General features: G+C 34.1%; 22 protein-coding genes and 1 pseudogene. 9 read left to right on the forward strand and 14 right to left on the reverse strand.

Annotated elements, in window-relative coordinates; all coding sequences use genetic code 11:
- Positions 1 to 136 precede the first annotated feature (136 nt).
- Positions 137 to 2,257 (forward strand): hypothetical protein, encoded by a 2,121-nt coding sequence (locus tag OPR52_RS06585; RefSeq protein ID WP_265038092.1) that lies wholly within the window; start codon positions 137 to 139, stop codon positions 2,255 to 2,257.
- Here OPR52_RS06585 and OPR52_RS06590 read toward each other — a convergent pair.
- The 4 genes from OPR52_RS06590 to OPR52_RS06605 all read right to left on the reverse strand — a co-directional run bounded on the left by OPR52_RS06590 (position 2,170) and on the right by OPR52_RS06605 (position 6,398).
- Positions 2,170 to 3,029, reverse strand: a protein-coding gene (locus OPR52_RS06590) for an IS630 family transposase (RefSeq protein WP_265037751.1) whose coding sequence is annotated in 2 segments (ribosomal slippage) — positions 2,170 to 2,705 and positions 2,705 to 3,029 — 861 coding nt in all. Because the reading frame shifts where the segments join, the coding sequence is not laid out codon by codon here. The two genes, OPR52_RS06585 and OPR52_RS06590, sit on opposite strands and share 88 nt — an antisense overlap.
- Before the next feature lie 447 nt (positions 3,030 to 3,476).
- Positions 3,477 to 4,268 carry a prolipoprotein diacylglyceryl transferase gene (gene lgt / locus OPR52_RS06595; protein ID WP_006280508.1) on the reverse strand — a complete coding sequence of 264 codons (792 nt, stop codon included), beginning with the start codon at positions 4,266 to 4,268 and terminating at the stop codon, positions 3,477 to 3,479.
- A 6-nt stretch (positions 4,269 to 4,274) separates the two neighbouring features.
- Entirely contained in the window at positions 4,275 to 4,724 is a 450-nt protein-coding gene (gene smpB, locus OPR52_RS06600) for an SsrA-binding protein SmpB (RefSeq protein ID WP_265038093.1), read from the reverse strand.
- Between the two features lie 120 nt (positions 4,725 to 4,844).
- A complete protein-coding gene (locus OPR52_RS06605) occupies positions 4,845 to 6,398 on the reverse strand; it encodes an ankyrin repeat domain-containing protein (protein ID WP_265038094.1) in 1,554 nt (517 codons plus the stop codon).
- 68 nt (positions 6,399 to 6,466) lie between these two features.
- Between OPR52_RS06605 and OPR52_RS06610 the strand changes: the two genes are divergently transcribed.
- Positions 6,467 to 6,997, forward strand: a complete 531-nt coding sequence (locus OPR52_RS06610; RefSeq protein WP_010962821.1) for a Na+/H+ antiporter subunit E — start codon at positions 6,467 to 6,469, stop codon at positions 6,995 to 6,997.
- Here the strand turns inward: OPR52_RS06610 and OPR52_RS06615 are convergent.
- Positions 6,990 to 7,406: a hypothetical protein gene (locus tag OPR52_RS06615; RefSeq protein WP_010082489.1), complete on the reverse strand. Its 417-nt coding sequence runs from the start codon at positions 7,404 to 7,406 to the stop codon at positions 6,990 to 6,992. The genes OPR52_RS06610 and OPR52_RS06615 overlap by 8 nt on opposite strands.
- Positions 7,407 to 7,710: 304 nt before the next feature.
- Between OPR52_RS06615 and purN the strand changes: the two genes are divergently transcribed.
- A complete protein-coding gene (purN, locus tag OPR52_RS06620) occupies positions 7,711 to 8,277 on the forward strand; it encodes a phosphoribosylglycinamide formyltransferase (RefSeq protein ID WP_264722883.1) in 567 nt (188 codons plus the stop codon).
- Here the strand turns inward: purN and OPR52_RS06625 are convergent.
- The 4 genes from OPR52_RS06625 to ribF are packed head-to-tail and all read right to left on the reverse strand — an operon-like array spanning position 8,271 to position 12,352.
- Positions 8,271 to 9,590, reverse strand: coding sequence for a M16 family metallopeptidase (locus OPR52_RS06625; protein WP_151807601.1), 1,320 nt, complete (start codon positions 9,588 to 9,590; stop codon positions 8,271 to 8,273). The two genes, purN and OPR52_RS06625, sit on opposite strands and share 7 nt — an antisense overlap.
- Positions 9,577 to 10,917: a M16 family metallopeptidase gene (locus OPR52_RS06630; protein ID WP_010082492.1), complete on the reverse strand. Its 1,341-nt coding sequence runs from the start codon at positions 10,915 to 10,917 to the stop codon at positions 9,577 to 9,579. Before OPR52_RS06630 ends, OPR52_RS06625 begins: the two co-directional genes overlap by 14 nt.
- Before the next feature lie 29 nt (positions 10,918 to 10,946).
- Positions 10,947 to 11,423, reverse strand: coding sequence for a signal peptidase II (lspA, locus tag OPR52_RS06635; protein ID WP_006279329.1), 477 nt, complete (start codon positions 11,421 to 11,423; stop codon positions 10,947 to 10,949).
- Positions 11,420 to 12,352, reverse strand: a complete 933-nt coding sequence (gene ribF, locus OPR52_RS06640; RefSeq protein ID WP_010082493.1) for a riboflavin biosynthesis protein RibF — start codon at positions 12,350 to 12,352, stop codon at positions 11,420 to 11,422. Before ribF ends, lspA begins: the two co-directional genes overlap by 4 nt.
- A gap of 68 nt (positions 12,353 to 12,420) precedes the next feature.
- Between ribF and OPR52_RS06645 the strand changes: the two genes are divergently transcribed.
- Complete coding sequence (locus OPR52_RS06645; RefSeq protein WP_264722881.1) at positions 12,421 to 12,777, forward strand: glutaredoxin; 357 nt, start codon at positions 12,421 to 12,423, stop codon at positions 12,775 to 12,777.
- A gap of 115 nt (positions 12,778 to 12,892) precedes the next feature.
- On the forward strand, positions 12,893 to 13,765 hold the full coding sequence (locus OPR52_RS06650; RefSeq protein WP_007550039.1) for a hypothetical protein: 873 nt from the start codon (positions 12,893 to 12,895) through the stop codon (positions 13,763 to 13,765).
- A gap of 119 nt (positions 13,766 to 13,884) precedes the next feature.
- Here the strand turns inward: OPR52_RS06650 and OPR52_RS06655 are convergent, their stop codons facing one another.
- Complete coding sequence (locus OPR52_RS06655) at positions 13,885 to 15,210, reverse strand: IS4 family transposase (RefSeq protein WP_265037763.1); 1,326 nt, start codon at positions 15,208 to 15,210, stop codon at positions 13,885 to 13,887.
- Between the two features lie 838 nt (positions 15,211 to 16,048).
- Here OPR52_RS06655 and OPR52_RS06660 point away from each other — a divergent pair.
- The 3 genes from OPR52_RS06660 (at position 16,049) to OPR52_RS06670 (ending at position 19,482) form a co-directional block, all read left to right on the forward strand.
- Positions 16,049 to 16,648, forward strand: coding sequence for a peroxiredoxin (locus OPR52_RS06660; RefSeq protein WP_012673206.1), 600 nt, complete (start codon positions 16,049 to 16,051; stop codon positions 16,646 to 16,648).
- Positions 16,635 to 17,573, forward strand: a complete 939-nt coding sequence (gene trxB, locus OPR52_RS06665; RefSeq protein ID WP_213863022.1) for a thioredoxin-disulfide reductase — start codon at positions 16,635 to 16,637, stop codon at positions 17,571 to 17,573. The genes OPR52_RS06660 and trxB overlap by 14 nt, the downstream gene beginning before the upstream one ends.
- Positions 17,574 to 17,658: 85 nt before the next feature.
- Entirely contained in the window at positions 17,659 to 19,482 is a 1,824-nt protein-coding gene (locus tag OPR52_RS06670; protein WP_265038097.1) for a TomO hydrophobic C-terminal domain-containing protein, read from the forward strand.
- Here OPR52_RS06670 and OPR52_RS06675 read toward each other — a convergent pair.
- From OPR52_RS06675 to OPR52_RS06685, 3 genes are read right to left on the reverse strand one after another with little or no spacing between them, the layout of a single operon-like run.
- The gene (locus OPR52_RS06675; protein WP_265038099.1) at positions 19,479 to 20,408 is read right to left on the reverse strand and encodes a tyrosine recombinase XerC; all 930 of its coding nucleotides are present in this window, start codon (positions 20,406 to 20,408) and stop codon (positions 19,479 to 19,481) included. The genes OPR52_RS06670 and OPR52_RS06675 overlap by 4 nt on opposite strands.
- Positions 20,409 to 20,410: 2 nt before the next feature.
- Positions 20,411 to 21,781, reverse strand: coding sequence for a dihydrolipoyl dehydrogenase (lpdA, locus tag OPR52_RS06680; protein WP_265038100.1), 1,371 nt, complete (start codon positions 21,779 to 21,781; stop codon positions 20,411 to 20,413).
- Positions 21,774 to 22,883, reverse strand: a complete 1,110-nt coding sequence (locus OPR52_RS06685) for an outer membrane protein assembly factor BamB family protein (protein ID WP_265038101.1) — start codon at positions 22,881 to 22,883, stop codon at positions 21,774 to 21,776. Before OPR52_RS06685 ends, lpdA begins: the two co-directional genes overlap by 8 nt.
- Before the next feature lie 348 nt (positions 22,884 to 23,231).
- On the opposite strand from OPR52_RS06685, the pseudogene OPR52_RS07930 reads away from it, so the two are divergent.
- Positions 23,232 to 23,772, forward strand: a pseudogene (locus OPR52_RS07930) (transposase); the annotation flags it as partial.
- A gap of 165 nt (positions 23,773 to 23,937) precedes the next feature.
- On the opposite strand, the gene OPR52_RS06695 reads toward OPR52_RS07930, so the two are convergent.
- Positions 23,938 to 25,263 carry an IS4 family transposase gene (locus OPR52_RS06695; RefSeq protein WP_265037763.1) on the reverse strand — a complete coding sequence of 442 codons (1,326 nt, stop codon included), beginning with the start codon at positions 25,261 to 25,263 and terminating at the stop codon, positions 23,938 to 23,940.
- Between the last annotated feature and the right edge of the window lie 52 nt (positions 25,264 to 25,315).

Consider the following 25,315-nt stretch of genomic DNA (forward strand, 5'->3'; position numbering starts at 1 on the left):
TTAGCCCTCTTCAAGCTTATATTTACCTTTTAGTATAAAATATTATATTAATTTTTTAATTTTAGTTAAAATTTTCATTGACATTAACACACAGGAGTAATCATAATAGCATTTTATTAATATTTTAAATAAAATTATGTCTATATTAAGAAGATTGCTCGGGATCAACTCAAATACACCGGAAATTAAAGAAGCGATAGGTTTTAATCCAACAAACGTAGAATTAATTGAGGGGAATGGAGTTGCTTACGGACTCAGCTATCAAGATAATGGTAATGGGAGCAGTAAAGTAAAATTACTTATTAGTCCATTATATCAATCAAAAACATACGAATGTGGTACAAATATCAGCGTAGCAAATGAATTCAAAGATCAATTATCTCTCACATTAATAGAAGATTCAGCTGAAATAGATAAAGTTGGAGTTATCTTTCCTGAAGAAGGAATTAGCGAAGAAGGAGAAAAATGCGTTAAAGGCTTATCTTTTAACACTTACGGAATTAAACAATCAGTTAATACTCCTTCAGTTGAACATTTAGATAAAAGAAAATTACAAAAGAATATTGATAATAATAGTCTTGCAAATGTGGGCAATAGTTACTTTCAACCAAGAGCAGTGAAAGTTGGTAATGGTGACGTAATTGTAATCGCCCATAACTTAAAGGATCAAACTTTAGTTTCTTGGTACTTAAAGTCAAGCGAGAGCGGAAAATTTAAGGTATTGACTGGAGAAAAAGGTGTTACAGAAAGAAAATTGTTCAATTTTGATAATCAGGGGCAATTGGCATTAAATGGAAACACGATGCTTTATTCGCAAGTGAGCAAAAGGATTACTAAGGAAAATCAAGAGGTGAGAAAAACACGTATTTTTAAATTTGATATGGCTAAAGTGATTCAGGGTCTGAAGGATGGAGTTAATGGCTTTTTACTTGGTAATCGAAAAGGTCAAATAGATAATAAAGCACTATCTCTTTCTAGAGAACATGAAATAAGCTTTTTGCAGTATGTTGAACAAACGGAAGGAAATGATCTAGTTGCTTTTCTTGAAAATGACCAATCAGCTAATGAGCAGAGGTTACATATAGCAACTCTACTTAAAAATGGATCAGTGTCAGATTTTCCTATCTATCAATTTACAGATCCTATAGAGCAATTATATATTAAAGGCAACGGTCAGGGTGGTTTTATCGTAACTGCGGTAAGTGGAGAAAATATTGTAACTTTTAATCAAAACGGCTCTGGAAAATCTTCTGAAGCAACAATAATACCGGCAAATAGCATCAAAACTCTCAGTGATTTTGTTAATATCATTAACGGTCGATTAACGCCAGATATTATTTCTAGTAGTACCGTGGCTCCTATAACTGTTGCAGAAACGGTTGTGACTTCTAAGAAAACGCCGACTGCTGCAATTACTAGCACAGCAGAAACCGACGCTGTGAAGACTACTAAATTGACAACGGAAGCCGTTGCACCTACTTCTACAATAAGTAAACCTTCAACGGAGTCAACGACAGTAGCAAAAACAACTACTACTTCACAAGCGACCACGGTTGCTACAACGTCAACTAGTGCGCCGATAGTAACTTCAGGGACTGAGACAAGTACTGTAAAACCTACAGCAGCGACTGGTGCGTCGACTTCTACGATGAGTAAACCTTCAACAGAGTCAACGACTCAAACAAGTACAGTAACAGTGAAGCCAACAACAGAAGCCGTTGCACCTACTTCTACAACGAATAAACCTTCAACAGAGTCAACGACTCAAACAAGCACAGTAACAGTGGAACCAACTGCGCCAACAACAAGCTCAGAGAAAACTACACAAACAGTATTTAGTATACCAAGTACTAGAACAAAAGAGTCAACAACTCCTATATTCACCACGACTTTACTTCCTCAGTCTACTTCTTCACCACAACCTACTCAACTTGCTATAGGGTCTAATAAGGCAGGAATGATAGGGGGATCTTTGGTTGGAGCAATAGGTATTGTTGGAATTATAGGATTCATAGCATATAGATATGTTAAGGGTCGTAATGCTGCTCCTGTATTAGAACTAACTGATTTGGGTTATAGAAGGCTATCATCTTCAAGTAGCGATGAAGAAATTTTTACCACTGGTAACAGAATGCGAACTATAGCATTTCTCATAATAGTCCGAACAGGTCATAGGAAGGCAGAATCAACAGCACGACGAAAGGATTCGAATAGAGGAATGTTTTTCCTGGCTCTGTTTTTTATAGCAAACCAATGATGCTCAATTTTGTTGAAATCTGGAGAATAAGGCGGCAGATACAAAATTTCTGCACCAACCCCTTTAGCAAGCTCGATAATCTTATCAGACTTATGAAAAGTAGCATTGTCAAGAATGACAGTCTGTCCAGGTTCCAAGATCGGTGTCAAAAATTGCTCAAACCATCCATTAAAAACATCCATATTACAGTGGCCTTCAAAGGTTAACGGAACAACTATCTTTCTTCCACTTAAGGCTGCAACCATACTGATTCGTTGAGTTTTCTTTCCAGATTTTAAGGCATAAAACCGCTGTCCTTTCTGGCAATATCCGTAGGGGTAGTCTTCGGTGTTATCAATGCCAGACTCATCTATATACACTAAGTTTTTAGGTTCTTTTGTCGCTATAATTTTCAAAAATTCAGCACGTTTTTCTTCGTTTCTTTCCTTGTATCCATATGTCTTTTTTTGCGCGTAAATTCAATTTTTTTAAGGGCTCGATAGATCGTTTGGATACTAACGTTGTTCCAAAGTTTAGCCATTTCCGATAGAGTCTTTCCTCCGTGTTCTCTGGCAAATTTGGCAAAGGTATCCCAGTCGGTAATTTTGTGATTGTAACCCCCATTTCCAAGTTTTTTTGATTGAAAGTCTCCTGTTTCTTTTCTTCTTTGCTGCCACTCCCATAAAGTAGTTCGTCCAATCTTAAATCTTGCTGCCACTGTTTCTCTGCTTTCTCCTTCGTCTAGCGCTTCCATTGCTTTTTTTCTTAAATCATAACTATATGCTGCTGGCATTCAACCTCCTTATCATCATCTACCCTTATCCTATCACATCCGGACTTTTATGGAAAGAGCTATATAATTAGGATTATAAGCAACTTATTGAAAATCTTGTTTTTTTGCAATCAATCTGATCAAATTTAAGAATAGTAATTTGTTATTTATATTAATAAATTTAATTCTATTGAAAATAGCTAAAGCATTGAAATTCTTGAATTTTAGCCAGATTAGTGAGTGGTAGTGAAATTTCTTTTACTCAAATTTAGGTATTCACTGACCGTTCTTGTTATAAATACCAGAATAATAAGCTACTGATATTCTCCACCTTTTTTATCTTTAATCCATCATAGCTAGCGATGCAACAAAGCCCACCGATTCATTCTACTGCAACGCAGAAAATTCGTACAATTGTGCATAATGTGGGGCTTCTGGCTACATTTTTCTATTGAACTCACCTTTTCTCTATGTGACAGATTTCGTATTAAATTTTAAATTTAATGCGCCTAGATATACAAGCATTCCTAGCAAAACCATAGGTATAGAAAGCAACTGCCCCATAGTTAAATCAAGCCACAAATAGCCAATTTGATAGTCTGGTTCGCGAAAAAACTCAACGAAAAAACGTGCTATTCCATACCACATAACTGCAATACCAGTTAACGCACCGTGATACAGTCTTATTCTAGTTAAGAAAAACAGTGAATTTGCAACTGCAAAAAGTAGCAGTCCTTCAAAAAGTGCCTCATAAAGCTGGCTTGGATGATGCAGCAAATTATCACCACTCTCTGGAAATACCATACCCCATGGCATAGTTGTAACTCTGCCAAATAACTCTCCGTTTATAAAATTGCCTATGCGACCTAAAAATAAACCTATGGGAACTCCGCAAGAAACTAGGTCCAGTGCATAAAATATAGGAATGTTATGTCTTCTGCAGGAGATTATTACTGCAAGCAAAACTCCTATAGCACCGCCATGAAATGACATCCCTCCTTCCCAGGTCTTCAATATCTCGATAGGGTTGCTTATATAAAGAACTGGATCATATATCAATACGTAGCCAAGTCTACCTCCAAGGATAATACCTACAATAGTGGCTGTTAATAACGAATCGTAAAAATTCTTAGTAAATATTTTTTGGTCATCTAGCCTATGTAAATACCAATATGCAAACACTATACCCAAAACGTAGGCTAAGGAATACCAATATATAGAAACAGGACCGATGCTGAAAATTACTGGATTTAAAGACATATTTTGCTATAAATTATTTTTAGACAATCTACTTTTTTCACGATCCCACTCTCTCTGTTTTATGGTTGCTCTCTTATCGTAGAGTTTTTTTCCTTTTACAATGGCAATTTTAGTTTTTGCAAATCCTTTATCGTTAAAATAGACCGAAAGCGGCACAACAGTTATCCCAGCAGTCTTGATTTGACCAATTAGTTTATTTATCTCCTTTTTATGCAAGAGTAATTTACGTTCCCTTTTTGGTTTATGATTTTTTCGGTTCGCAGCTTTATATTCTGCAATATGCATATTGTGCAGCCATACTTCGTTATTCTTTTCAACAACGTAGGCGTCGGAAATATTTACTTTTCTTTCTCTTAGCGATTTAACTTCACTGCTTAATAAGACCATACCCGCTTCAAATTCTTCTAAGATGAAATATTCAAACCTTGCTTTCCTATTTTCTGCAATAACTTCCATATCTAAAGATATCTTTAAGCTTCAATATATTACAGAGTTTTTGACTTAATTCATAATAAAACAGTTATCCCAATAAATATAAGGTGCCAGGCTAGTCTGATAGCAACAGGATAACAAAAATCAAGTAAGTGCTTTTTCTGTCTCTCTAGGCACAAGTTCCTTTACTTCTTTCATTTCAGTTTTAGGCTTTGACATTATATATTGACCAGCACCAACTATGAGCGCAGATCCTGCAGCTAGTCCAATTATTGCTGGTACAGATAGGGCAGTAGCAAATGCAAGTGCAACACCAACTATCACTGCAGTTACAAAACACACAATAACACCTTTTACAATTGCATTTTTTGCAGATTGTTCTTTTTCTTTCACAATTGCATTTTTTCCAATTTGTTTTTCTTCCTTTTTCTCTGGAAGCTGCATTACATCTTTATTTTCAGTAAGATCCTTTGGCGTTTTTTTATTCTCATTTTTTAACGTTTGCTTTTTTTCCGCTTCCTCTAAAAGCTGAATTATACCTTGATATTTAGTAAGGTCTCTTGGCGTTTTTCCATCAACATCTTTTAATGAAGGGTCTGCTTCAGTGTGTAGCAGAACTTCCACCACTTTTATTTTGCCATTTTCAGCAGCAAGATGTAAAGCAGTACATCTATCATCATTTTCTGCATTAACCTTTGCTCCTTTTTTGATTAGAATGTCTACTACATCTTTATGGCCCTCTCTGGCTGCAAGATGTAAAGGAGTACATCCATCATCATCTTTTGCATTAACGTTTACTCCTTTATTTAATAGGTTTTTCACCTCCTCCTCATTATTATGTTTAACAGCTGAATGCAAAGCTTTGATGTTCTCTTGTGCCTTTAATAGAGCTTCTTTTACCGCTTTATGGCCTTTTTGAGGAGCAAATGTTAAAGGAGTCCATTTATAATGGTCTTTCGCATTAACATCTGCTCCTTTTTCAATTAGAGTTTCTACTATATCTTTGCGGCCATTTTCAGCAGCAAGATGTAAAGAAGTCCACCCATCACTATTTTTTGCATCAACGTTGATTCCTTCTGCTTTTGATAGAACTTGTACTATCTCTTTGTGGCCATTTGTAATAGCAAGATGTAAAGGAGCCCATCCTTTATCATTTTCTGCATTAACATTTGCTCCTTTTCCAATTAGAGTGTTTACTACATTTTTGTGGTTCTTTTCAACAGCAAAATGTAAAGAAGTCCATCCATCACCATTTTTTGCATCAACAATTGCTCCTTTTCCAGTTAGAATGGTTACTACATCTTCGTGGCCATAGTGAGCAGCAATATGTAAAGGAGTAATTTTATTATCATGTTCTGCATTAATATCTGCTCCGTTTTCAATCAGAGCTTTTGCTACATTTGCACAGTTCCAATAAGAAGCAAGATGTAACAATTTGACTTCCTTAGAATTTTGACCACGAGATATAGTAAATATGTAATTTATGCCAGATCCACTATCATTGTCAGGTTTACTCTTTTCCCACTCTTGACATAAATCTGGATCTTCTTCTTGTAACTTAGCTTTTATTTTTTCAACTATATTGTCCTTGCTCAAATCTGAAAGGTCATTTATTTTTTTTAATATTTCCATAAATTTATCATATTCCATAACTTCCTCACTTAAAATACATAACTTAGTTGTTATATCTTTTAACATAGAAGTCAAGAACCTAAATATTCGTTATTATCTTTCCTTAAAGAGTCATTTAAGTTATATTACAGACTATGAAAAACCTCAACTTTAGGAAGGAAATCAAGTTTTTTTCTCTGTCATTTATAATTTTATTTGTTCTATGGACTGTATTGTCTGGTTATTTTGAGCCGTTTTTTATTTTTTGTGGAGTGTTTTCCTCTATATTCACATCGTTTATCTTTAGAAGGTTGATAAACGCTGAAAGAGCTCTTAGCCAGATTTTAAATAGTACGAGTAGACTGTCGTTTTATAAGTTAGTAAGTTATATACCATGGTTAATGTACCAAATCATTTTATCAAGTGTTTATGTAACAAAAAAGGTGCTACAACTCAAATCTAAGCTTGAGCCAATCATTATCCTAAGAAAATGCAAAGGGCATAATGATGAAAGCATTGCGTTATTTGCCAATTCAGTCACAATCACTCCCGGAACTTTAACTATCAATGTTGAAAGTAAGCAGAAAACATATTTCTCTACCATGTATTTGATAGATAAAGATCTTGAAAGCGGCATTTCTGAAATAGAAAATAAAATCTTAAAAATACTACGTTCAGTTAAGTAATTGCTTTAAATAAGTTAACAGCATCCTTATATTCCCTTACAAGACTTTCAAGCATTTCTTTTGGAAGGCTATTGTTAACAATAGAACATAAATAATTATACAAATCTTCTAACCTTAATACGTTATTTCTCTTCTTGCTGTTGAATTTATACGGAAAAATACCTTCCATAACTTCAATAGTAGTAGCCTTGTTTAAAAATACATTTTCACTTGTCACGCTTATTCTTGCTAAAACAGTGTTAATTTCAGGTTCGTCACTCGTATAAAAATCTGATAGCTGAGTTATTCTAATAACGTACAAAGTTACTATTTTTGACAAGCAATTATCAGCATATTCACAATTTTTTATTACCTCCCACTGAGTAACCTGAGATTTACCTATTTTTGCATTGTTCGGTAATTTACTCATTGAACTTTCTCCATTTAATCCAGTGTAATAAATTATACTAATACTTTGTTAAATAAATAATAACGCGATTACAAAAATATATACTTATAGTAGTATATTATACAAAAATAGCACAATATCTAAGCATTAAAGCTAGTTTTAGCTGGGTACATGGGGCTATTCGTTATTTTGTGTTGTCCAGTGAGGTCCAAAATTAGAGGTCCACTTATATAAAGAGTTTAGTCTGCCTTCTTTGCTATAAAATAAGTTTTCCTTTTGAGCTGTTTTGTTAGTATTAACTAAATTCTAAACTAACTGTGCTATAATGAAAAAGATAAAACTCGGAATACTAATTTCAGGTAGGGGGTCGAATATGCAGGCCTTAATAGAAGCATGTCAAGATCAGAATTTTCCCGCAGAAGTTGCATGTGTTATCACAAATAATAGCGAAGCTGCTGGTCTGAAAACAGCAGAGCAAGCAGGAATCTCAGCGTTTATTGTTAAAGATAAACCGCTTGATGCTGGTAAAATTCACGAAATACTTGTTCAACATAAGGTTGATTTAATTTGCCTTGCAGGGTTTATGAGAATTCTCAAAGCTGATTTTCTGAGTAAATGGCATAACAAGGTGATAAATATTCATCCCTCTTTACTTCCGTCTTTTAAAGGCCTAAACGCTCAAGAGCAAGCTCTAAAAGCAGGTGTAAAAATTACAGGTTGTACTGTACATTATGTCACTCCTGAAGTTGATGCTGGAGCCATAATTGCTCAAGTTGTTGTACCAGTGTTACCAGCTGATGATATTCAAAGCCTCTCAGAACGCATTCTAGCTGAGGAGCATAAGTGCTATGTAGAAGCAGTAAGATCAATAGCAGAAAGTATTAATTATTGACCCTGAGCGTTTTTTCCAACTTCAACAAAAAATAAATTTTCAGGTTCCAGTAAAGAACTTGCCAGTTCGTTTACTTCCTCTAATTTAACATCATTAATGATATTCGCATAATTATTTATACGGTTAACATCACGATCATTTATCTGCATATTATCTAGCAGCGTTGCTGTATTTGTGTTATTGGACAGGAAAAGGACAAGATTATTTACCAAGCCAATTTTTGCATCCTTGAACAATTGTTCGTCAATTCCTTGCTTTTTTATTCTGCTAAATGTATCTTTTACTGCTGATATAGCTTTGCCAGCAGTAGAACTATCAGTACTTATAAATCCAGATATAATATTTCCATGTTTATTGGAAATAATACTTGCATAAACACCATAAGTAATACCCAAGTTTTGCCTCAGTTCTGTCATTAATATTGAATTCAGCCTCATGCCACCAAGTGCATCAATTAAGACACCAGCGTTATAATAATTAGGATCTTCATAAGCTATACCTTTTTGAGCAAAAAGTATCACACTCTGTGGTATATCCATAAAAATATTCTTACTTTCTGCAGAACCAAAATTATTTTTTACAGGTATTTTTCTAACTTTTGATCTTTTTGACGGCAATTTAGATAAATATTTATCTAATAGCGTAATAATTTCTTCTTTTTTTGCACAACCAGCAACACTGATAACTATGTTATCTTTAGCAAAATTACGCTTTATGTATGTTAAAACATCGTCTCTAGTAATGCTCATTATAGTATCAAGAGTACCATACACACTTTTTGAGTAAGGATGTTTTTTAAACAATAACGTATCTAATTCTTTTCCAGCAACAAAATAAGGATTTTTTTCAAGATTATTAAAATCAACTTTGGCTTTCTCGAAAACTCTATTCAACCCTTCAGGGTCAACTTTAGGACGCATTATAGTATCGCTCAGTAATGAAATTGCTTCCTCTAGATTGTCAGACAAAGTATTTAATGAAACCCTAAATGCTTCTAAATCAGCAATAAAATTTAAACTAATCCCTTTATCTTCAAGCTTTTTCGCAAAATCTTTGGCATCATTTTTTCCTGCCCCTTCTTGGATTACAAGAGAAGTAAACCAAGCAAGCCCCTGTTTTTCCTTATTCTCATACACATAACCTGCATCCTTGAACGATATATTTAGTGAAACTTTTGGCAAATCATGATTTTCTACAAATAAAAACTTAAATCCTTTACGGGTAGTGACCTCCTCTATATTTAGGTTACCACTTGCTTGTAAATTAAAGCCTAGACAGAAAAAAAATAGAAATATAATTTTACTTATTCTCATTATTATCTCCTTTTGGTAATAAACGACCAATTAACTTATTAGCAGAAAAAATAGCACGGATTTTATTATTTACATCCTCTAGATTGACATCATTAATCTTGCTATATGAAATATCTATTTCATCAAGTGGAATACCAAGTGCAAGGTGTGGCACATAGAACATCGCTATATGAGTTAAGTCAGATAGATTATCAAACTGTGCTGCCTTATACCTATATTTTGAGCTTTGTAATTCCTCGCTCGTCACCCCTTTAGATACGAAGCCATTAATAGCATTATCTAACTCTCTTTCAACAATATCTAAATTAGCGCCACTTTTTGGAATTATCATAATATCAATGTAGCCATCACTAAAAGCTAGGCTATTATAATAAGCAAACACTGATACTGCCACATCTTTATCTAAAACCAAATCTTTATACAGTTTGCTGGATTTGCCGCCACCTAAAATGTCAACCGCTAAATGAGCAGCAGAGGCTTCATTTATGTGATCAAATAAGGGAACACGATAACGAAAATATAAAACTGATTCTTTTACTTCAGTGCTCTCTAAGGTCACCGATAGACCTGCATTATGCACTGGATCCTGATTTGGGTAATTTCTCATTACAGGCTTAGCTTTAATTTCGCCATATTTTTCTTCTGCTAATTTCACTACTTCATCAAGTTCCACATCACCCACAATCAGTAATATTGCATTGCCGGAGTGATAATAGTTATCATGAAACCTCGTTATGTCATCCAAATTGTAAGTTTTGATATCGCTCTCCCAGCCGATAACAGACCTACCATAGCCAGTACGGTAAAATGCACTATCCATTTCTTCCCATAACAAGTTATGAGGTTGGTTATCAAATCTCATCTTTCTTTCTTCTAATACGATGTTTTTTTCTCTATCTATTTTGTCTTGAGTAACATTAAAGCTGCCCATTCTATCTGCTTCAACTTCCATTGCAAGTGGTAAATCTTTTTTGGGGATCAACTCAAAATAACAGGTATATTCTTTAGTGGTAAATGCGTTAAATTGAGCCCCAATGCTACTCATAGTGGCTTCTATATCTGTGAACTTCCCTGTAGTTTCAAACATTAAATGTTCAAAGTAGTGAGCCAATCCTGCTTTGCCGATTGGATCATCCATTCCCCCAACTTTGTATATTACTGCATGTAAAACGGCTGGAATCCGATGATTAGAAACAACATAAACATCTAGTCCGTTACTGAGTTTAGTATATTTTATGTTGTGCTCTATGTTTAAAGCATTCGAAGAAATTGGGTAAGTAAAAAAAAGTACAGGTAGTATAAGAAAACTAAAAAACTTATGAAGCATTATTTCGACCTAATATAAAAACAATTATTTTATTCCTCATTTTGTTTAGAAATAAGCATATCGTATATATACCACTTATATAACAATGTAAACATTCCACAAACTATAGATAAATCTGCTAAATTAAAGGCTGGCCAATACCAATCATCAATATGAAAATATATGAAATCATATACAGCTCCCCAATAGATCCTATCAACTACGTTTCCGATTGCTCCACCAATCATCAGAGAAAAACCAAGGTAAGTTGACTGATCGTCAGACTTGTATATCAAATATGCAAGTATACCAATTATTAGTATTGAAAATGCTGAAAAAAAGAAACCGCCATGTGGTAAAGCGCTACACATTCCAAAACTAATACCTGAATTCCAAACTTCAACTAGTTTTATAAAACTAGCGATCTCAATTGATTCTCCTTCATCAATCAATGAGTTTATGTACAATTTGCTCGTTTGGTCAATCAATACTATAATTAATATAACAACTAAGCATAACTTTTTCATAAATTTGCCTTTAACCTATAAACTTTAAGTATATCATAATTTATCTGTTTTGTTAACTCCTCAATACTATGGAATTTTTTTTCTGACCTTATGAATTTTAAAAGTTGTATATTGACTTTATGACTATATACGTCTTCATCAAAATCGAATATGTGCATTTCTATTATAGGCTTTTTCAGATCCTTAAAAGTAGGTCTCATACCAATATTGACTACTCCATATAACCAATTTGGATTACTATCAGGAAAAGTCACTCTAGCGTAATATGTGCCAAACTTAGGTTTTATCATGCAATCTTCTATAGGAATATTTATGGTTGGAAATCCTATTTCTCTACCTCTACATGCACCTTTTGTCACAACACCAGAAACTTGATAAGGCCTGCCGAGCAATTTATTAGCAATTTCTATTTCGCCCCTTTGTACATACTCCCTTATTGAAGAAGAAGAGCAAATTTTGCCGTCAATTGTTAATGGCTCTAATTTAGTCAAAGAGTATCCATATATTTCAGAATATTTCTCTAGAGTTAATATATTACCCAATCGTTTATGACCAAAAGTGCAATTTTCTCCGACAATTATGTGTTTAGCGCCATATTTATCTATTAAAATCTCACTGATAAAGTCATCGCAGCTAACCTCAGAAAAACCTCTATTAAAATTAATAATATATAAGTAATCTATACCATAGCTGCTGATTAGTTCCTTTTTTTGTTCTTGGTCTATTAACCTAAAATTGTTTCTACCAAATAAAACAGTTGATGGGTGAGGCTCAAAAGTTAAAACTGCAGAGGGTAATCCTCTTTCTTGTGCTACCTTCTTTAGAGTAGAAATTGCAAACTCGTGTCCTAAATGAATGCCATCGAAATTTCCGAAGGTTAGTGCTATATTATTTTCTATTCCTTGCTCACAATTATAAATAATTTTCATACAATTTGATGTTTTTACATGTTTCTTATATATAATAACTATATTTTAGTAAGCTACGGAGATAAATTGTGAAAAATGTTGTGATATATGTAAAGAAGGGCTGTCCATACTGCATAAGGGCAAAGGATTTACTAGATAAAAAAGGTGTGAAGTATGAAGAAATCGATGTGCTCAAAAGCTCAGATCTATTTAACGACATAAAATCAAAGTATAACGTTAGAACAGTTCCACAGATCTTTATTGCTGATGAAAATGGCAACTATATAGACCACATTGCAGGAAGCGACAAATTGATGGATCTTGAAAAAGAAGGAAAGTTGGATGATATGCTAAATAATAATGACAATCACACTGATGTCACAACCTACACAAACAGCAATGATGAATGTGGAGAGTGTGTTATACCACATGATGATTTTATGTAACTTTTTATCTTGTTTTGTCGTGTAATACGTAAATGAAAACTAGTATGCTCACTTTAAACAATTCTTAATGAATTAAAAATACAATTCATTCAGTGAGTTTTTTTAGTGGGAAAAAATGACAAAAAATATTTCAATTATTAGCAGAAACTTAATTAGTATCGAATTAGTTAACAAACAAGATTTAGAGAATTTCATCAAGATTTTCACAGTGCTTGATAAACATATAGCAGCTAAAACACTTTTTACAGAAGAAGTGAGAATAGAGTATAAACAACACAACGGCATAGAAGTTGTTGAATTGCTAAAAGATACAGACTTTACATATCATGAGGTTGAAAATGTATTGAACCACCTGAGTAAACATGGAATGAAGGTGCCCAGCAGTGTTATAGCACACACTCTTTTTGCTGCATACAATCATGCACTTGAATTTAAGGATGTAGCATTTTCCTTTTCTGAAGGCTCTCCACAATTTAACATCAGAGTGAGTAAGAACACCTTCATAATAACTCCTATGAGTGAGGAGAATTTGGAATTGAATTCACAAAGTAGCAAGAAATTAATAGAGTCGTTACAGAGCGAAAAAAATATTTATGATTGTATAGTAGAAGAAAATACCATTAAAGTTATAGTGCATTCTGAAATACATCAAGCTATAAATTTGATTATAAAATCACTGATAAAGTCTCGCCTTTTAGCAAAAGAGGAAGAAGGAAAATTCAAAGAGAAATTGAGACAACTTGCTTTTAAGGATCAAGCTTTTGTTGAGTATTCCAGTATCAAAACCATCAGTAGGTATCCACATAATCATCCTCTGAGAAAGCATGAAAGTGTTACTAAGGATATAGAAAATATTTTATGTGATTTCATAGCAAATGAGAATAGCGAGTTCGCTATAGAGCGGTTAAATAGGCTGAGCTCAGCAGTTTCTCCGGATACTCCAAGAATCATCACTAAAACTATAGATAAACTTGTTAAGTTTCACTAAGATATACGAGAGCCAATAGATTTCTTGTATTACCTTTTGTCATCCAAGTAGCCAAGGCTACTTGGTTCTTTTTTTGGGTTCCAGCTATGTACATAGCTGTATGAACCATACGCGTCAAGTTAAGAGATTGTGAGCAAATTTAGAGAGGTTAAAGTGGATACTCTAGCCCTTCTACGTTTGTCTTTTAATGAAAATCGCGACCAAGTTATAGTGAGTTTTTTAAGAAATGCTTTTAAACTATTAATTTTGGTTAATACTAAAAATAACTCTCTAACCCGCCTTTTTAGCTCAATAAATGCCTTTGTTAAGCTAAGTTCTGTATTCTTTTTCACTTCTGTGCAAACAACTATGCCGTGAAATATAAGAATTGCGCACAATTTAGCATATAGTTCACATAATACTCTGCATGGCTTTCCTTTTAGCTTATCAAGTCTGATATGGCTTTTATACAATTTAAATAATAACTCAATTTGCCACCTTACTCTGTAAATCGTTAATACTTGCTCAGCACTAATTTTATTTTCTGGAACATTAGTTATAAATATTGACCAGTTCAACAATTTTTGATTTCTTTTAGAGGATGTATATCCCTGCGATCTTGCTAATCTATTAGCTTTCCTTCTTCTGGCTATAGACTGTTCTTCAGTTAGTTTCTGACATATAATTCTTACTCTAATTTTTGCTTCTTTTCCTAACAATACCTCGTTTTCTAAAAATAACTTATCCTCTAAACATTCTAATAACTCCATTTTTTGATTTGTTTCTACATCATATACGTTGGTATCGGATTTATAACGACTTATGAAATAAGCTCCTATTTCATTGATTTGTTTAAAAGAACTTGGCACAAAATAACCGAGATCAGATATTAGCAAATCATTGCTTGATATATTACTTAAATGTTTCCTATATCCCTGGTCTGATCTTATTCCCTCCGTTAAATTAAGTTGGTCTATTATCTGATTCATGTAATCGAAAACTAATTGTAACTTTATTCCAGACTTAGTATTGCTTTCATAGCCACTGTAGCTAGTACCATAACCTTTATACATCTCTTCCATACTGTTAGGTAGAGTAATATAGCTACTGTCCAATAATTTAACACTATTAAATTGCTGTAAGATTTTGCAATCAACTTGCAAGATATTTTTAAAGAGAACCACAGATTCATTATACATCCTTTTCATAAATTCCACTGCTTCTTCAGTAAATCTAAAATCCAAACCTTGTTTTGTTATATCTATCGAGTCCTCGTTTAGTAATTGACACATTGTTTCTACGCTACAATTATCAACTCCTATATTACCCAAGACCATGGCTTTTACGAATGATGAACCTTTTAGCTTTCTCTTTCTTTTTATAAACCTTGTTGTAATTGAGATTTTCTCTGCTTTTTCATTAAAAAATTCTTTGAGCTTTTTTGATAAGCAAGTTATTTTATTCATTGGTTCTCTCACTAAAAGTATATCTGGGAGAACTTATACCTTATTATTCTATCTCTTTCATACCTTTATTTCCTTAACTTGACGCGTATGGCTGTATGAACATTGTAGCCGTTATTCAAGTAGCCCGCAGAAGCGAAAAACTTACTTGACAAACTCCGCCAACTCCCTTATCATGAAACTGAAGCTATTTATTTATCTTCTCTGTACAGATTAAATGACAAAAAAACTCACGTATCTGGCGTCTCATGTTTAATTTTTTGCACTATGTGCACCTTATGTCTTTATAAAGTTCTAGGTTTTTACCTAATATAAGCTAAAATGCGCTTATAAAGCATTTAAAACATAAAAAAACGCCAACTTAAAAAATGGATAGTGAATAACTAGCTACCCTAGGGGTTCTTTTGCCTTTTTTCTGTTTAGTAAATTTCTTAACGTTTATAATTTAGATTAGTTGCGGTTTAAAAGTAGCTGAATCGCGGTTATTAAACGTTTAGAATAAAAAACGCCATACTTGAAAGTATAATGTAAGTAATTAGCCAACCACGGGGCTTCTTTTGCCTTTTTTTTCGTTTGGCAAATTTTTTAACATTTATAGCTAAACGACAACCGTCATCCCGCTACTTGTGAGCGGCTGAGATACCGTGGCGGTATGACGGTTCGCGGTGGCATGACGTAGAATTTTATACTCACCAACTCAGTATTCCAACCTGGATTGTATCTTATCGGTAAAAAAGAAGAGCTATTTTAGGAAGTTTTTATAGGACTAAAACCAAAGAAAACTTGCATATAAGTTTATCAAGATGTAAAATTGAAGTTATTTTAAAAGAATAGGTTAATTATGAATCTTGTAACAAAATCTGCTATCGATTTTACTGCTTCATCTGTTCTCTCTGACGGAGAAATTGTTGATGATTTCTGTCTGAGTAAGCGCATAAAAAATAAGTATGCTGTCCTTTTTTTCTATCCACTTGATTTTACTTTTGTTTGCCCAACTGAATTGATATCGCTCAATAATAGAATAAATGAGTTTGCAAAGCGTGGTGTTGAAGTGATAGGAATAAGTGTAGATTCAAAATTTTCACATTATAAATGGCGAAACACTCCAGTTAATGATGGTGGTATTGGAGAGATTAGCTACACTTTAGTGTCTGATATCAAAAAGTCTATATCAAGAGACTATGGGGTCTTATATGATGACTCAATTGCGCTGAGAGCAACTTTCGTTATTGATGATAAATTTATTGTACGTCATCAATCGATAAATGATTTGCCTTTAGGGCGTAATATCGATGAATTCGTTAGAATCGTTGATGCAATTAAACATAATGAAGAGCATGGTGAGGTGTGTCCAGCAGGGTGGAAAAAAGGTAAGCCAGCAATGCAGGCAAGCGATGAAGGAGTAGCTGATTATCTAAACTCATACAGTGAAGAATTATAAATTTAGTACAAAAGTTCTTATTATTGGATCTGGGGCAGCGGGTTATGCTGCCGCTATATATGCAGCACGTGCAAACTTAGAGCCAATTATAGTAACGGGAATGCAGCCTGGTGGTCAGCTTACAATTACTACAGATGTTGAAAACTATCCTGGTTTTGTTTCAATACAGGGTCCAGAACTAATGGAGCAAATGAGGTTGCATGCAGAAAAGGTTGGAGCAAAAATAATAGATGATGAGATAAAAAGCGTTGAACAACTTGAGGATTCTAATGAGTACAGGTTTAGATCTTCTGGTAATACTAATGACTACTATTCAGATGCAATTATAATTGCATCCGGTGCGCAAGCAAAATGGCTTGGTCTCAAGAGTGAAAAAGAATTTCAAGGTTACGGAGTTTCAGCTTGTGCAACTTGTGATGGTGCGTTTTTTAGGAATAAAGTTGTAGCCGTGATTGGTGGTGGAAACACTGCTGTTGAAGAAGCAATATTTTTAACTCGATTTGCCAAAGAAGTGATATTAATACACAGGCGTGATAAATTGAGAGCGGAAAAAGTAATGCAAGATAGGCTCTTTAAAAATGATAAAATAAAAGTAATGTGGAACCATACCGTAGAGCAGATTCTTGGAGAAGAAAATCCGAAAAAAGTTACTGGTATTATAGTTAAATCAACGGAAGCTCAAGAATTAAAAGTGGATGGAGTGTTCATTGCAATTGGGCATGCACCAAATACAGGTATTTTTAAAGGCTTTGTTGAAATGGATCAGCAGGGTTATATAATTACAAAACCTGGAACAACTTTAACTAGTAAAGCAGGAGTGTTTGCTGCAGGTGATGTTCAAGATAAGGTATATCGTCAGGCAGTAGTTGCAGCAGGAACAGGATGCATGGCTGCGCTTGATGCAGAAAAGTTTTTGGAGTCGTAGTTAATTCTAGGATTTTAGATAAATTGCTTGCAATTTTCCTTTTCTTTTACATAATTATGTTAGTAAATTATTAGATGGGTTTAATATGCCTTATGGAGAGAATAGGACAAATACTAATGGTTACAGATATCAGAGAACTCTAGATGCACCGACACAAAAGTTATTTAAAGCTATTGATGATGAAAACCTAGAAGCTTTTAAACAAGCTTTGGAAGGAGATGCGGATGTTAATGCGTTTGATGAAGAAGGCATGACACCTTTGATGTCTATTGCTAGAGCCTGTGATGTCACTTATGGTAGACAACCCATGTTAGAAAAAATGGCTAAATTGCTTATACAAAATAGCAGTATCGATATTAACGCTCAAAGTAGGGAATATGTTTATGAGGAAAGGCAAAAGAAAGACAGCCAAGGTCATGTAGTTTTTCAATACCTTGGAAAAGAAATAGTACGTGATGGTTTTTCGGGTTCCAAGCGCTTTACACTAAGAAATGGACGGAGATCAATAAACGCTAGTAAATTCAAGTACATTGATAGTAATGAAATAGTAACGAAAGATGATAATGAACCTATATGGTTTACTACTGATCATTTTGTAGGATATCATGAAGAAAATATTGGTTTCAAGGTTTTGACAGAAAGCTATGACGGTGTAAAGGAGGAGGTAAGGACACCCTTAATACAAAAAAATACAGCCTTACATATTGCTTGCCAAGTTGGAGCTAGAGATATGGTAAAAATATTGCTCACGCACCCAGGTGTGGAAACTGATATTAGAAATTGTAAACATAACAGCCCTGAAGGTTGTCTTGAAAGAAGTTCCAGAGATGTAATAAAATTGGAGTTTGAAAAAGCACAAAAAGGAAGAGATTTATTAGGTGCTCTTTCTAGCGGAAACATTTACCAAGCGAAAAGACCATTAAATCAAGAGTTTAACCCTAATTGCTGGAAAAGAAGCCAAAGTGAAGAAATAGAAACGCCGCTTAGCTCAATTATTCAATCATGTTTACAAGGAATAACATCAGATAACAAAGAAGTATTGACAAAACTTTTAAAACATAAAGAGCTAGATTTTAGTCAAATAAAGCCAATACAAGATATAGAGAAAAATTCATGGGTGAAGCAAATAATTGAACAAGCTATTACAGAGCGATTAACTGATACTATTAATAGAAAAGATCTAGATGATGTAAAAGAATTGGTAAAGGATAATTGCTTCATAAATCGTGCAATTGTTACTGCTGCATTGAGAGATGCTAGTGAGCCAACTGAGTCCGTTAAAAATTATCTAAATGAAAAATTTCCTGCAAATACGAATAATATACCAGAAGATTCTGAGGAGTTTGTACAAGAGCTTGTCGATGAACTTGAAAGAACAAAAGCTCAACTTGCAGAAACAGAGCAAGAGCTAACGAATAAAACTAGCAAAATTTCACTATTAGAAAGAGATTTAGGGCAAGTAAGACAGGAAAAATCGGCTCAAAAAACAAAAATCAATGATCTAAATAGTGAAGTAACTCGACTTAATAGAATTGTGTATGGAAGAGCAAGTGACACTGTTGAAATTTCACAATTAAAAAGAGATTTGAAACAAGTAAGGGAAGAAAGAGATAGGCTTTCATCAGAAAATAGACTGCTCCGTACTAAAAGTCTGAGTAATAAAAACGAAAAACCCTCGCAAGCAATTTCTTCTGATAGAGAACAAAGCAACTACGCTTCTGCTTCTTTTGTGTTGTCTGGAGCGTTTGCTGTTGGTGCATGTTTAACAATACCTAATTTGGAAATATGTATTCCACTTGCTGTAACTGCATTTGCCTTTTTTACAATTGGATGCTACTTTTCATACAAAGCAAACACAACACTTAGCAACGTTAAAAGCACTCAGCTTGGTGATTTAGAACGAAGTTAAGGTTTTGATTTCTTCTCCAAACTCTGCTGAAAATTTTTATACATATTAAAAACATCTTGATAATTGAGGTGAGTGTAAACTTGAGTGGTCTCAAGACTCGAATGACCAAGCAATTGTTGTATTGATCTTATATCAATATCTTCCTGAAGCAAATGAGTAGCAAAACTATGACGAAATGCATGTGGAGATAAGATTTCTGGCAGATTTAATATTCTCCTTATTTTCTGCAAACGATTAGCCACATAAGTTCTTCCCAATTTTTTTCCTCTTACTCCCAAAAAAAGATATTGTGTTTCATTATTAGTGCCAAGATAAGGACAGGCTTTTACATATTCTTGTATACACTTTTTTACTACCGGAAGAATGAATACCTGCCTTTGTTTATCTCCCTTACCTGTTACTATTAAACTTTCATTGTTAATATCACTAACCCTAAGGTTCAACGCTTCACTGATTCTTAAGCCTGTACCATATAGCAGGACGATAATTGCAATTTCTCTTTTTATCACCCAAGGTTCGCCCAGGTCGGATAGTTTCATTTCTTTCAATAAAGTTTTTATATTAGGTATTGATAATGCTTTGGGCAGAGTTCTTCTCTGAATTGGCCTTGATAAGGAAAATACAGCTTTATTGTCTATATTGTAGTTGTTTTTTATGTACTTGAAAAAATTTCTGATTACTGACAATGCACGAGCGTTAGATCTTGCATTCACACCTCTTGCGTAACGAGAGGTAAGCCAACTTCTTAACTCAGGTACGCTCAATTTTTCCAAAGTGCCGACATTTACTTCTCCACCAATGTGAGTATTTAGGAAACTTATAAGATCCTTCAAGTCCCTCATGTATGACTCTAAAGTGTTTGGTGAATAAGATCTGTTGCACCTCAGCCACTCATACCATTTTTCAATGATTGAACCAAGGTCCACGATTACTTTTTAAAGAAAGCATCGATGCACGCATCTCGAAAGGCTTCATTTATATCAGGATGAGAGTGACAAATTCTGTATATATCCTCTGCTGCTGCGCCATATGCCATTGCAACCGCTGCTTCGTTTATTAGCGTGTCAGCGTATGCTCCTATGATATGCACACCTAGTATTGTATCTGTTCTGCTACAAGTCAGCACTTTCACGAATCCTTCAGCATCATCAGTGATTTTTGCTCTGCCGTTTGCAGCAAATTGACACTTACCCACTTTGTATTCACGGCCAGCATTTTTGAGTTCCTCTTCTGTTTTACCAATCGCGGAAACCGCAGGGTGAGTGTAAATGACAGATGGTATGATTCCATAATCAACGTGAGGTACTTGCCCAGCGATTATCTCTGCAACTGCTACCCCTTCTTCCTCTGCTTTATGAGCAAGCATTGCTCCACCGATCACATCACCAATAGCAAATATTCCTTTCACATTAGTTTCATATCTGTTGTTAACTTGAACGAAACCACGACTGTCTTTCTCTATTTTTTCAAGACCCTCAGTGCATGGTTTGCGACCTACTGCAACCAGCACCTTATCCGCCTCTATAGTGTTTGTTTGATTATCTTTTACAGAGCAAACTTCCACACTCAAAGAATTACTATTTTGTTTTATCTCCTCAACTTTAGTGCTGAGTAAAAATTTTACTCCTTGTTTTTGTAGGCTAGAAAGTAGAGACTTACTTAATTCTCCATCCATTGCTGCAGCGATTCTGTCAAAAAATTCTACTACAGTGACTTCAGACCCTAGCCTGCTCCATACAGAAGACATTTCAAGCCCTATTGCCCCGGCTCCGATTACGACAAGTTTTTTTGGTACTTCAGTTAAAGATAATGCACCAGTTGATGAAATAATACTTTTCTCATCGATATTAATTCCTGGCAAAGAAATAACGTCAGAACCGGTTGCAATTACTATATTTTTTGTCTTCAGCACCTTACCTTCAACTGAAACTTCAAGATTACCTTGGTCAAAAGAAGCAAGCCCATTGACTTTAGTGATTTTGTGAAGGTTAAACAGATATTCTATACCTTTTCCAAGTTCCTGAACTCTGGCGTCCTTATAGCCTAGCATTTCTTTTAAGTCGAAACTTGCGTCCTTAATTTTTATGCCAAGCTTCGACAGATCATTTTTCGTGTGAGCATACTGATAGGAAGAATGGAGCAATGCTTTGGAGGGTATGCACCCAACTCGCAAGCACGTACCACCAAAAATGCTATTTTTATCTATACAGGCAACTTTCAATCCAAGTTTTGCAGCAGCGATAGCGCACTTATAGCCTCCTGGGCCACCACCTATAACAATCAGGTCATAATCAATCATAAAGAACAAACCTATTTTCTAAAGAATAAACACCTTTTCCCTCAGTTGTTACATATATTTTATCGTGAGTAAACACTAGAGTGTGAAACACATTACCAGGTACTTTGACTACCTTTCCTGCACTTTCAGATCCCTGAAAAGCAAACATTGAACCTTTATTGCTTGTCACCCACAGTGTATGGGCATGCATAATTGGAGCAAATAGTTGCGTATCTTCTATTAAATCAGATGCCCAGACTGTTTCTCCATTTTTTATATCCAGGCCAATTATTTTATCGTCTTTAGTAACTATAAAAATTCTTCCGCCTTCTTTTTGTTTCTTTACAGGAATGAGAGGACTGTAATATGATTCAATGTCTGATACACTTTTTACTTGCAGTGACTTTGACCATAAAATATTTCCTGATTTCACGTCAATGCTATAAATATAAGAATTATTTGTAGCTATTAAAGTATCGCCAAGCACTCTTGGTGTAGTAGTTACATCTGTGAGCTGTGTATCCAAAAGGTTTGTAGCCAATTTTTGGCTCCACAATTTTTTACCGTCTTCATTAAAAGCTATTAACTCACCATTTGAAAATGGCGCTATTATTTTATCGTTAGAAATTGCTGGCGATATGGAATACCAACCTCGAACCTCATTGATACCGTTTTGATAAGTCCAAACGGAGCTGCCATCTTTTATATCAAATACGTACAGATAATTATCAATAGTCAATACTACCAATTTATTATTTATTACTGCTGCTTTCCCTCTTACTGGAGCTCTCAATTCTTTTTCCCACTGAATCTCGCCGGTTTTTGCATCTATTGTGTGTAGAACGTTATCCACTATAAAGAAAACATTTCCTCCGTGACGCAATAGGCTCATGTTACCAATTTTTTTCCTATGTGAGAGGTGTGATTTCCAATTCATAGCCTTTGAGTTATCAATATCAAAGGAATATAAAGCGCCGTGCTTGTCTGATAAAATAACGCTATCTTCTGTAAGCACTGGAGCTACATATCCTTGAGATAGTTTTTTATCCACTAGAATTATTCGCTCGCTTGCCATTGTGTAACTGCTACACAATAACATTATCATGACAATTATTACTTTCATTATTTATTGAAAACAAGATTCATTAATATACATCTTAAGAACCTTAATTACAACGGAAATGTTCTTGCTGCATGTTAAAAACGTTAATTTATGAACGAAATATTATATTATTATGTAAAAAACTATACTCTTAGAGCTCATCCACTATGCGGCAACTTGCATAGCTGTACGAACATTGAGATATAAAAGTAATTTATACCAAGAAGAAAGATGTCATCCAAATAGCCTCTTTTCCTGTCATCCCAGTGCTTGACACTGGGATGGCTCTGTTGCATCGCAACTGAAAAAATCTGGTGGCTACTGACAAAATTCATTATAAAATAGCCATTTAACCGCTTAAGGAAAAATATGCCACAAAAAATGAGAGTTAGTAACTGCCATGAATATAACAAATTTCTAGAAAAAAGAGGAAATATTTTTCGTTACATCGATAAAGCTATCGAAAATTGGTATGAAAATAGTCCAAAAATGCAGGGCGGCAACTATATTTATAGTGATAAAGTTGTGATTTTAGTGCATATAATCGTTAATCTTTTTGGAATTGGCTTAAGACAAACAGTCGGGTTTATAAAAGGATATTTGCAACAAATAGGAAGAGATTTGGCAGTTATCAGCTATTCGCAAGCTTCAAAAAAAACTTAATATTAAGATCAATGATTGCAGAATTGATAAAAATAATATGGAAGATATCGAAATTGCCATAGATAGCACAAGCATCAGCATTTATAACAACACACAGCAAGGAAAATAGCGCTGACAGAAAATATCGTGGCTATGAACAGACAAGAAAATTGCATGTAATGTTGAATATAAACAGCAAAAAAGCCATAGCTGCAAAATACAGTAACGGTCTGATCACTATGGAGCTTGCGATTTACTTAAAGGAGTTATAGCCTTTCTTATAATAGTCCGAATGCGATAAGATATGTGTTTATGGCTATAGCAGGCCAGTAGCATATTACGGTCTGTTCGGATTATTGTAAAAAGAGCTATAATTTTCAGCATGCCATAAAAGCACTATATGCAGACAGAGCATATGACCATACGCGTCAAGTTAAGAGATTGTGAGCAAATTTAGAGAGGTTAAAGTGGATACTCTAGCCCTTCTACGTTTGTCTTTTAATGAAAATCGCGACCAAGTTATAGTGAGTTTTTTAAGAAATGCTTTTAAACTATTAATTTTGGTTAATACTAAAAATAACTCTCTAACCCGCCTTTTTAGCTCAATAAATGCCTTTGTTAAGCTAAGTTCTGTATTCTTTTTCACTTCTGTGCAAACAACTATGCCGTGAAATATAAGAATTGCGCACAATTTAGCATATAGTTCACATAATACTCTGCATGGCTTTCCTTTTAGCTTATCAAGTCTGATATGGCTTTTATACAATTTAAATAATAACTCAATTTGCCACCTTACTCTGTAAATCGTTAATACTTGCTCAGCACTAATTTTATTTTCTGGAACATTAGTTATAAATATTGACCAGTTCAACAATTTTTGATTTCTTTTAGAGGATGTATATCCCTGCGATCTTGCTAATCTATTAGCTTTCCTTCTTCTGGCTATAGACTGTTCTTCAGTTAGTTTCTGACATATAATTCTTACTCTAATTTTTGCTTCTTTTCCTAACAATACCTCGTTTTCTAAAAATAACTTATCCTCTAAACATTCTAATAACTCCATTTTTTGATTTGTTTCTACATCATATACGTTGGTATCGGATTTATAACGACTTATGAAATAAGCTCCTATTTCATTGATTTGTTTAAAAGAACTTGGCACAAAATAACCGAGATCAGATATTAGCAAATCATTGCTTGATATATTACTTAAATGTTTCCTATATCCCTGGTCTGATCTTATTCCCTCCGTTAAATTAAGTTGGTCTATTATCTGATTCATGTAATCGAAAACTAATTGTAACTTTATTCCAGACTTAGTATTGCTTTCATAGCCACTGTAGCTAGTACCATAACCTTTATACATCTCTTCCATACTGTTAGGTAGAGTAATATAGCTACTGTCCAATAATTTAACACTATTAAATTGCTGTAAGATTTTGCAATCAACTTGCAAGATATTTTTAAAGAGAACCACAGATTCATTATACATCCTTTTCATAAATTCCACTGCTTCTTCAGTAAATCTAAAATCCAAACCTTGTTTTGTTATATCTATCGAGTCCTCGTTTAGTAATTGACACATTGTTTCTACGCTACAATTATCAACTCCTATATTACCCAAGACCATGGCTTTTACGAATGATGAACCTTTTAGCTTTCTCTTTCTTTTTATAAACCTTGTTGTAATTGAGATTTTCTCTGCTTTTTCATTAAAAAATTCTTTGAGCTTTTTTGATAAGCAAGTTATTTTATTCATTGGTTCTCTCACTAAAAGTATATCTGGGAGAACTTATACCTTATTATTCTAT

It is taken from the genome of Wolbachia endosymbiont (group A) of Hylaeus communis (assembly GCF_947251915.1).
GTDB lineage: Bacteria > Pseudomonadota > Alphaproteobacteria > Rickettsiales > Anaplasmataceae > Wolbachia > Wolbachia pipientis.

Coding starts and splice junctions, on each gene's coding strand:
- OPR52_RS06630 (WP_010082492.1), bottom strand. CDS start 10,917: ATGCTTCATAAGTTTTTTAGTTTTCTTATACTACCTGTACTTTTTTTT.
- OPR52_RS06670 (WP_265038097.1), top strand. CDS start 17,659: ATGCCTTATGGAGAGAATAGGACAAATACTAATGGTTACAGATATCAG.
- OPR52_RS06685 (WP_265038101.1), bottom strand. CDS start 22,883: ATGAAAGTAATAATTGTCATGATAATGTTATTGTGTAGCAGTTACACA.
- OPR52_RS06615 (WP_010082489.1), bottom strand. CDS start 7,406: ATGAGTAAATTACCGAACAATGCAAAAATAGGTAAATCTCAGGTTACT.
- lspA (WP_006279329.1), bottom strand. CDS start 11,423: ATGAAAAAGTTATGCTTAGTTGTTATATTAATTATAGTATTGATTGAC.
- OPR52_RS06695 (WP_265037763.1), bottom strand. CDS start 25,263: ATGAATAAAATAACTTGCTTATCAAAAAAGCTCAAAGAATTTTTTAAT.
- OPR52_RS06610 (WP_010962821.1), top strand. CDS start 6,467: ATGAAAAACCTCAACTTTAGGAAGGAAATCAAGTTTTTTTCTCTGTCA.
- OPR52_RS06605 (WP_265038094.1), bottom strand. CDS start 6,398: ATGTTAAAAGATATAACAACTAAGTTATGTATTTTAAGTGAGGAAGTT.
- smpB (WP_265038093.1), bottom strand. CDS start 4,724: ATGGAAGTTATTGCAGAAAATAGGAAAGCAAGGTTTGAATATTTCATC.
- lpdA (WP_265038100.1), bottom strand. CDS start 21,781: ATGATTGATTATGACCTGATTGTTATAGGTGGTGGCCCAGGAGGCTAT.
- OPR52_RS06650 (WP_007550039.1), top strand. CDS start 12,893: ATGACAAAAAATATTTCAATTATTAGCAGAAACTTAATTAGTATCGAA.
- ribF (WP_010082493.1), bottom strand. CDS start 12,352: ATGAAAATTATTTATAATTGTGAGCAAGGAATAGAAAATAATATAGCA.
- OPR52_RS06655 (WP_265037763.1), bottom strand. CDS start 15,210: ATGAATAAAATAACTTGCTTATCAAAAAAGCTCAAAGAATTTTTTAAT.
- OPR52_RS06660 (WP_012673206.1), top strand. CDS start 16,049: ATGAATCTTGTAACAAAATCTGCTATCGATTTTACTGCTTCATCTGTT.
- purN (WP_264722883.1), top strand. CDS start 7,711: ATGAAAAAGATAAAACTCGGAATACTAATTTCAGGTAGGGGGTCGAAT.
- OPR52_RS06585 (WP_265038092.1), top strand. CDS start 137: ATGTCTATATTAAGAAGATTGCTCGGGATCAACTCAAATACACCGGAA.
- OPR52_RS06625 (WP_151807601.1), bottom strand. CDS start 9,590: ATGAGAATAAGTAAAATTATATTTCTATTTTTTTTCTGTCTAGGCTTT.
- lgt (WP_006280508.1), bottom strand. CDS start 4,268: ATGTCTTTAAATCCAGTAATTTTCAGCATCGGTCCTGTTTCTATATAT.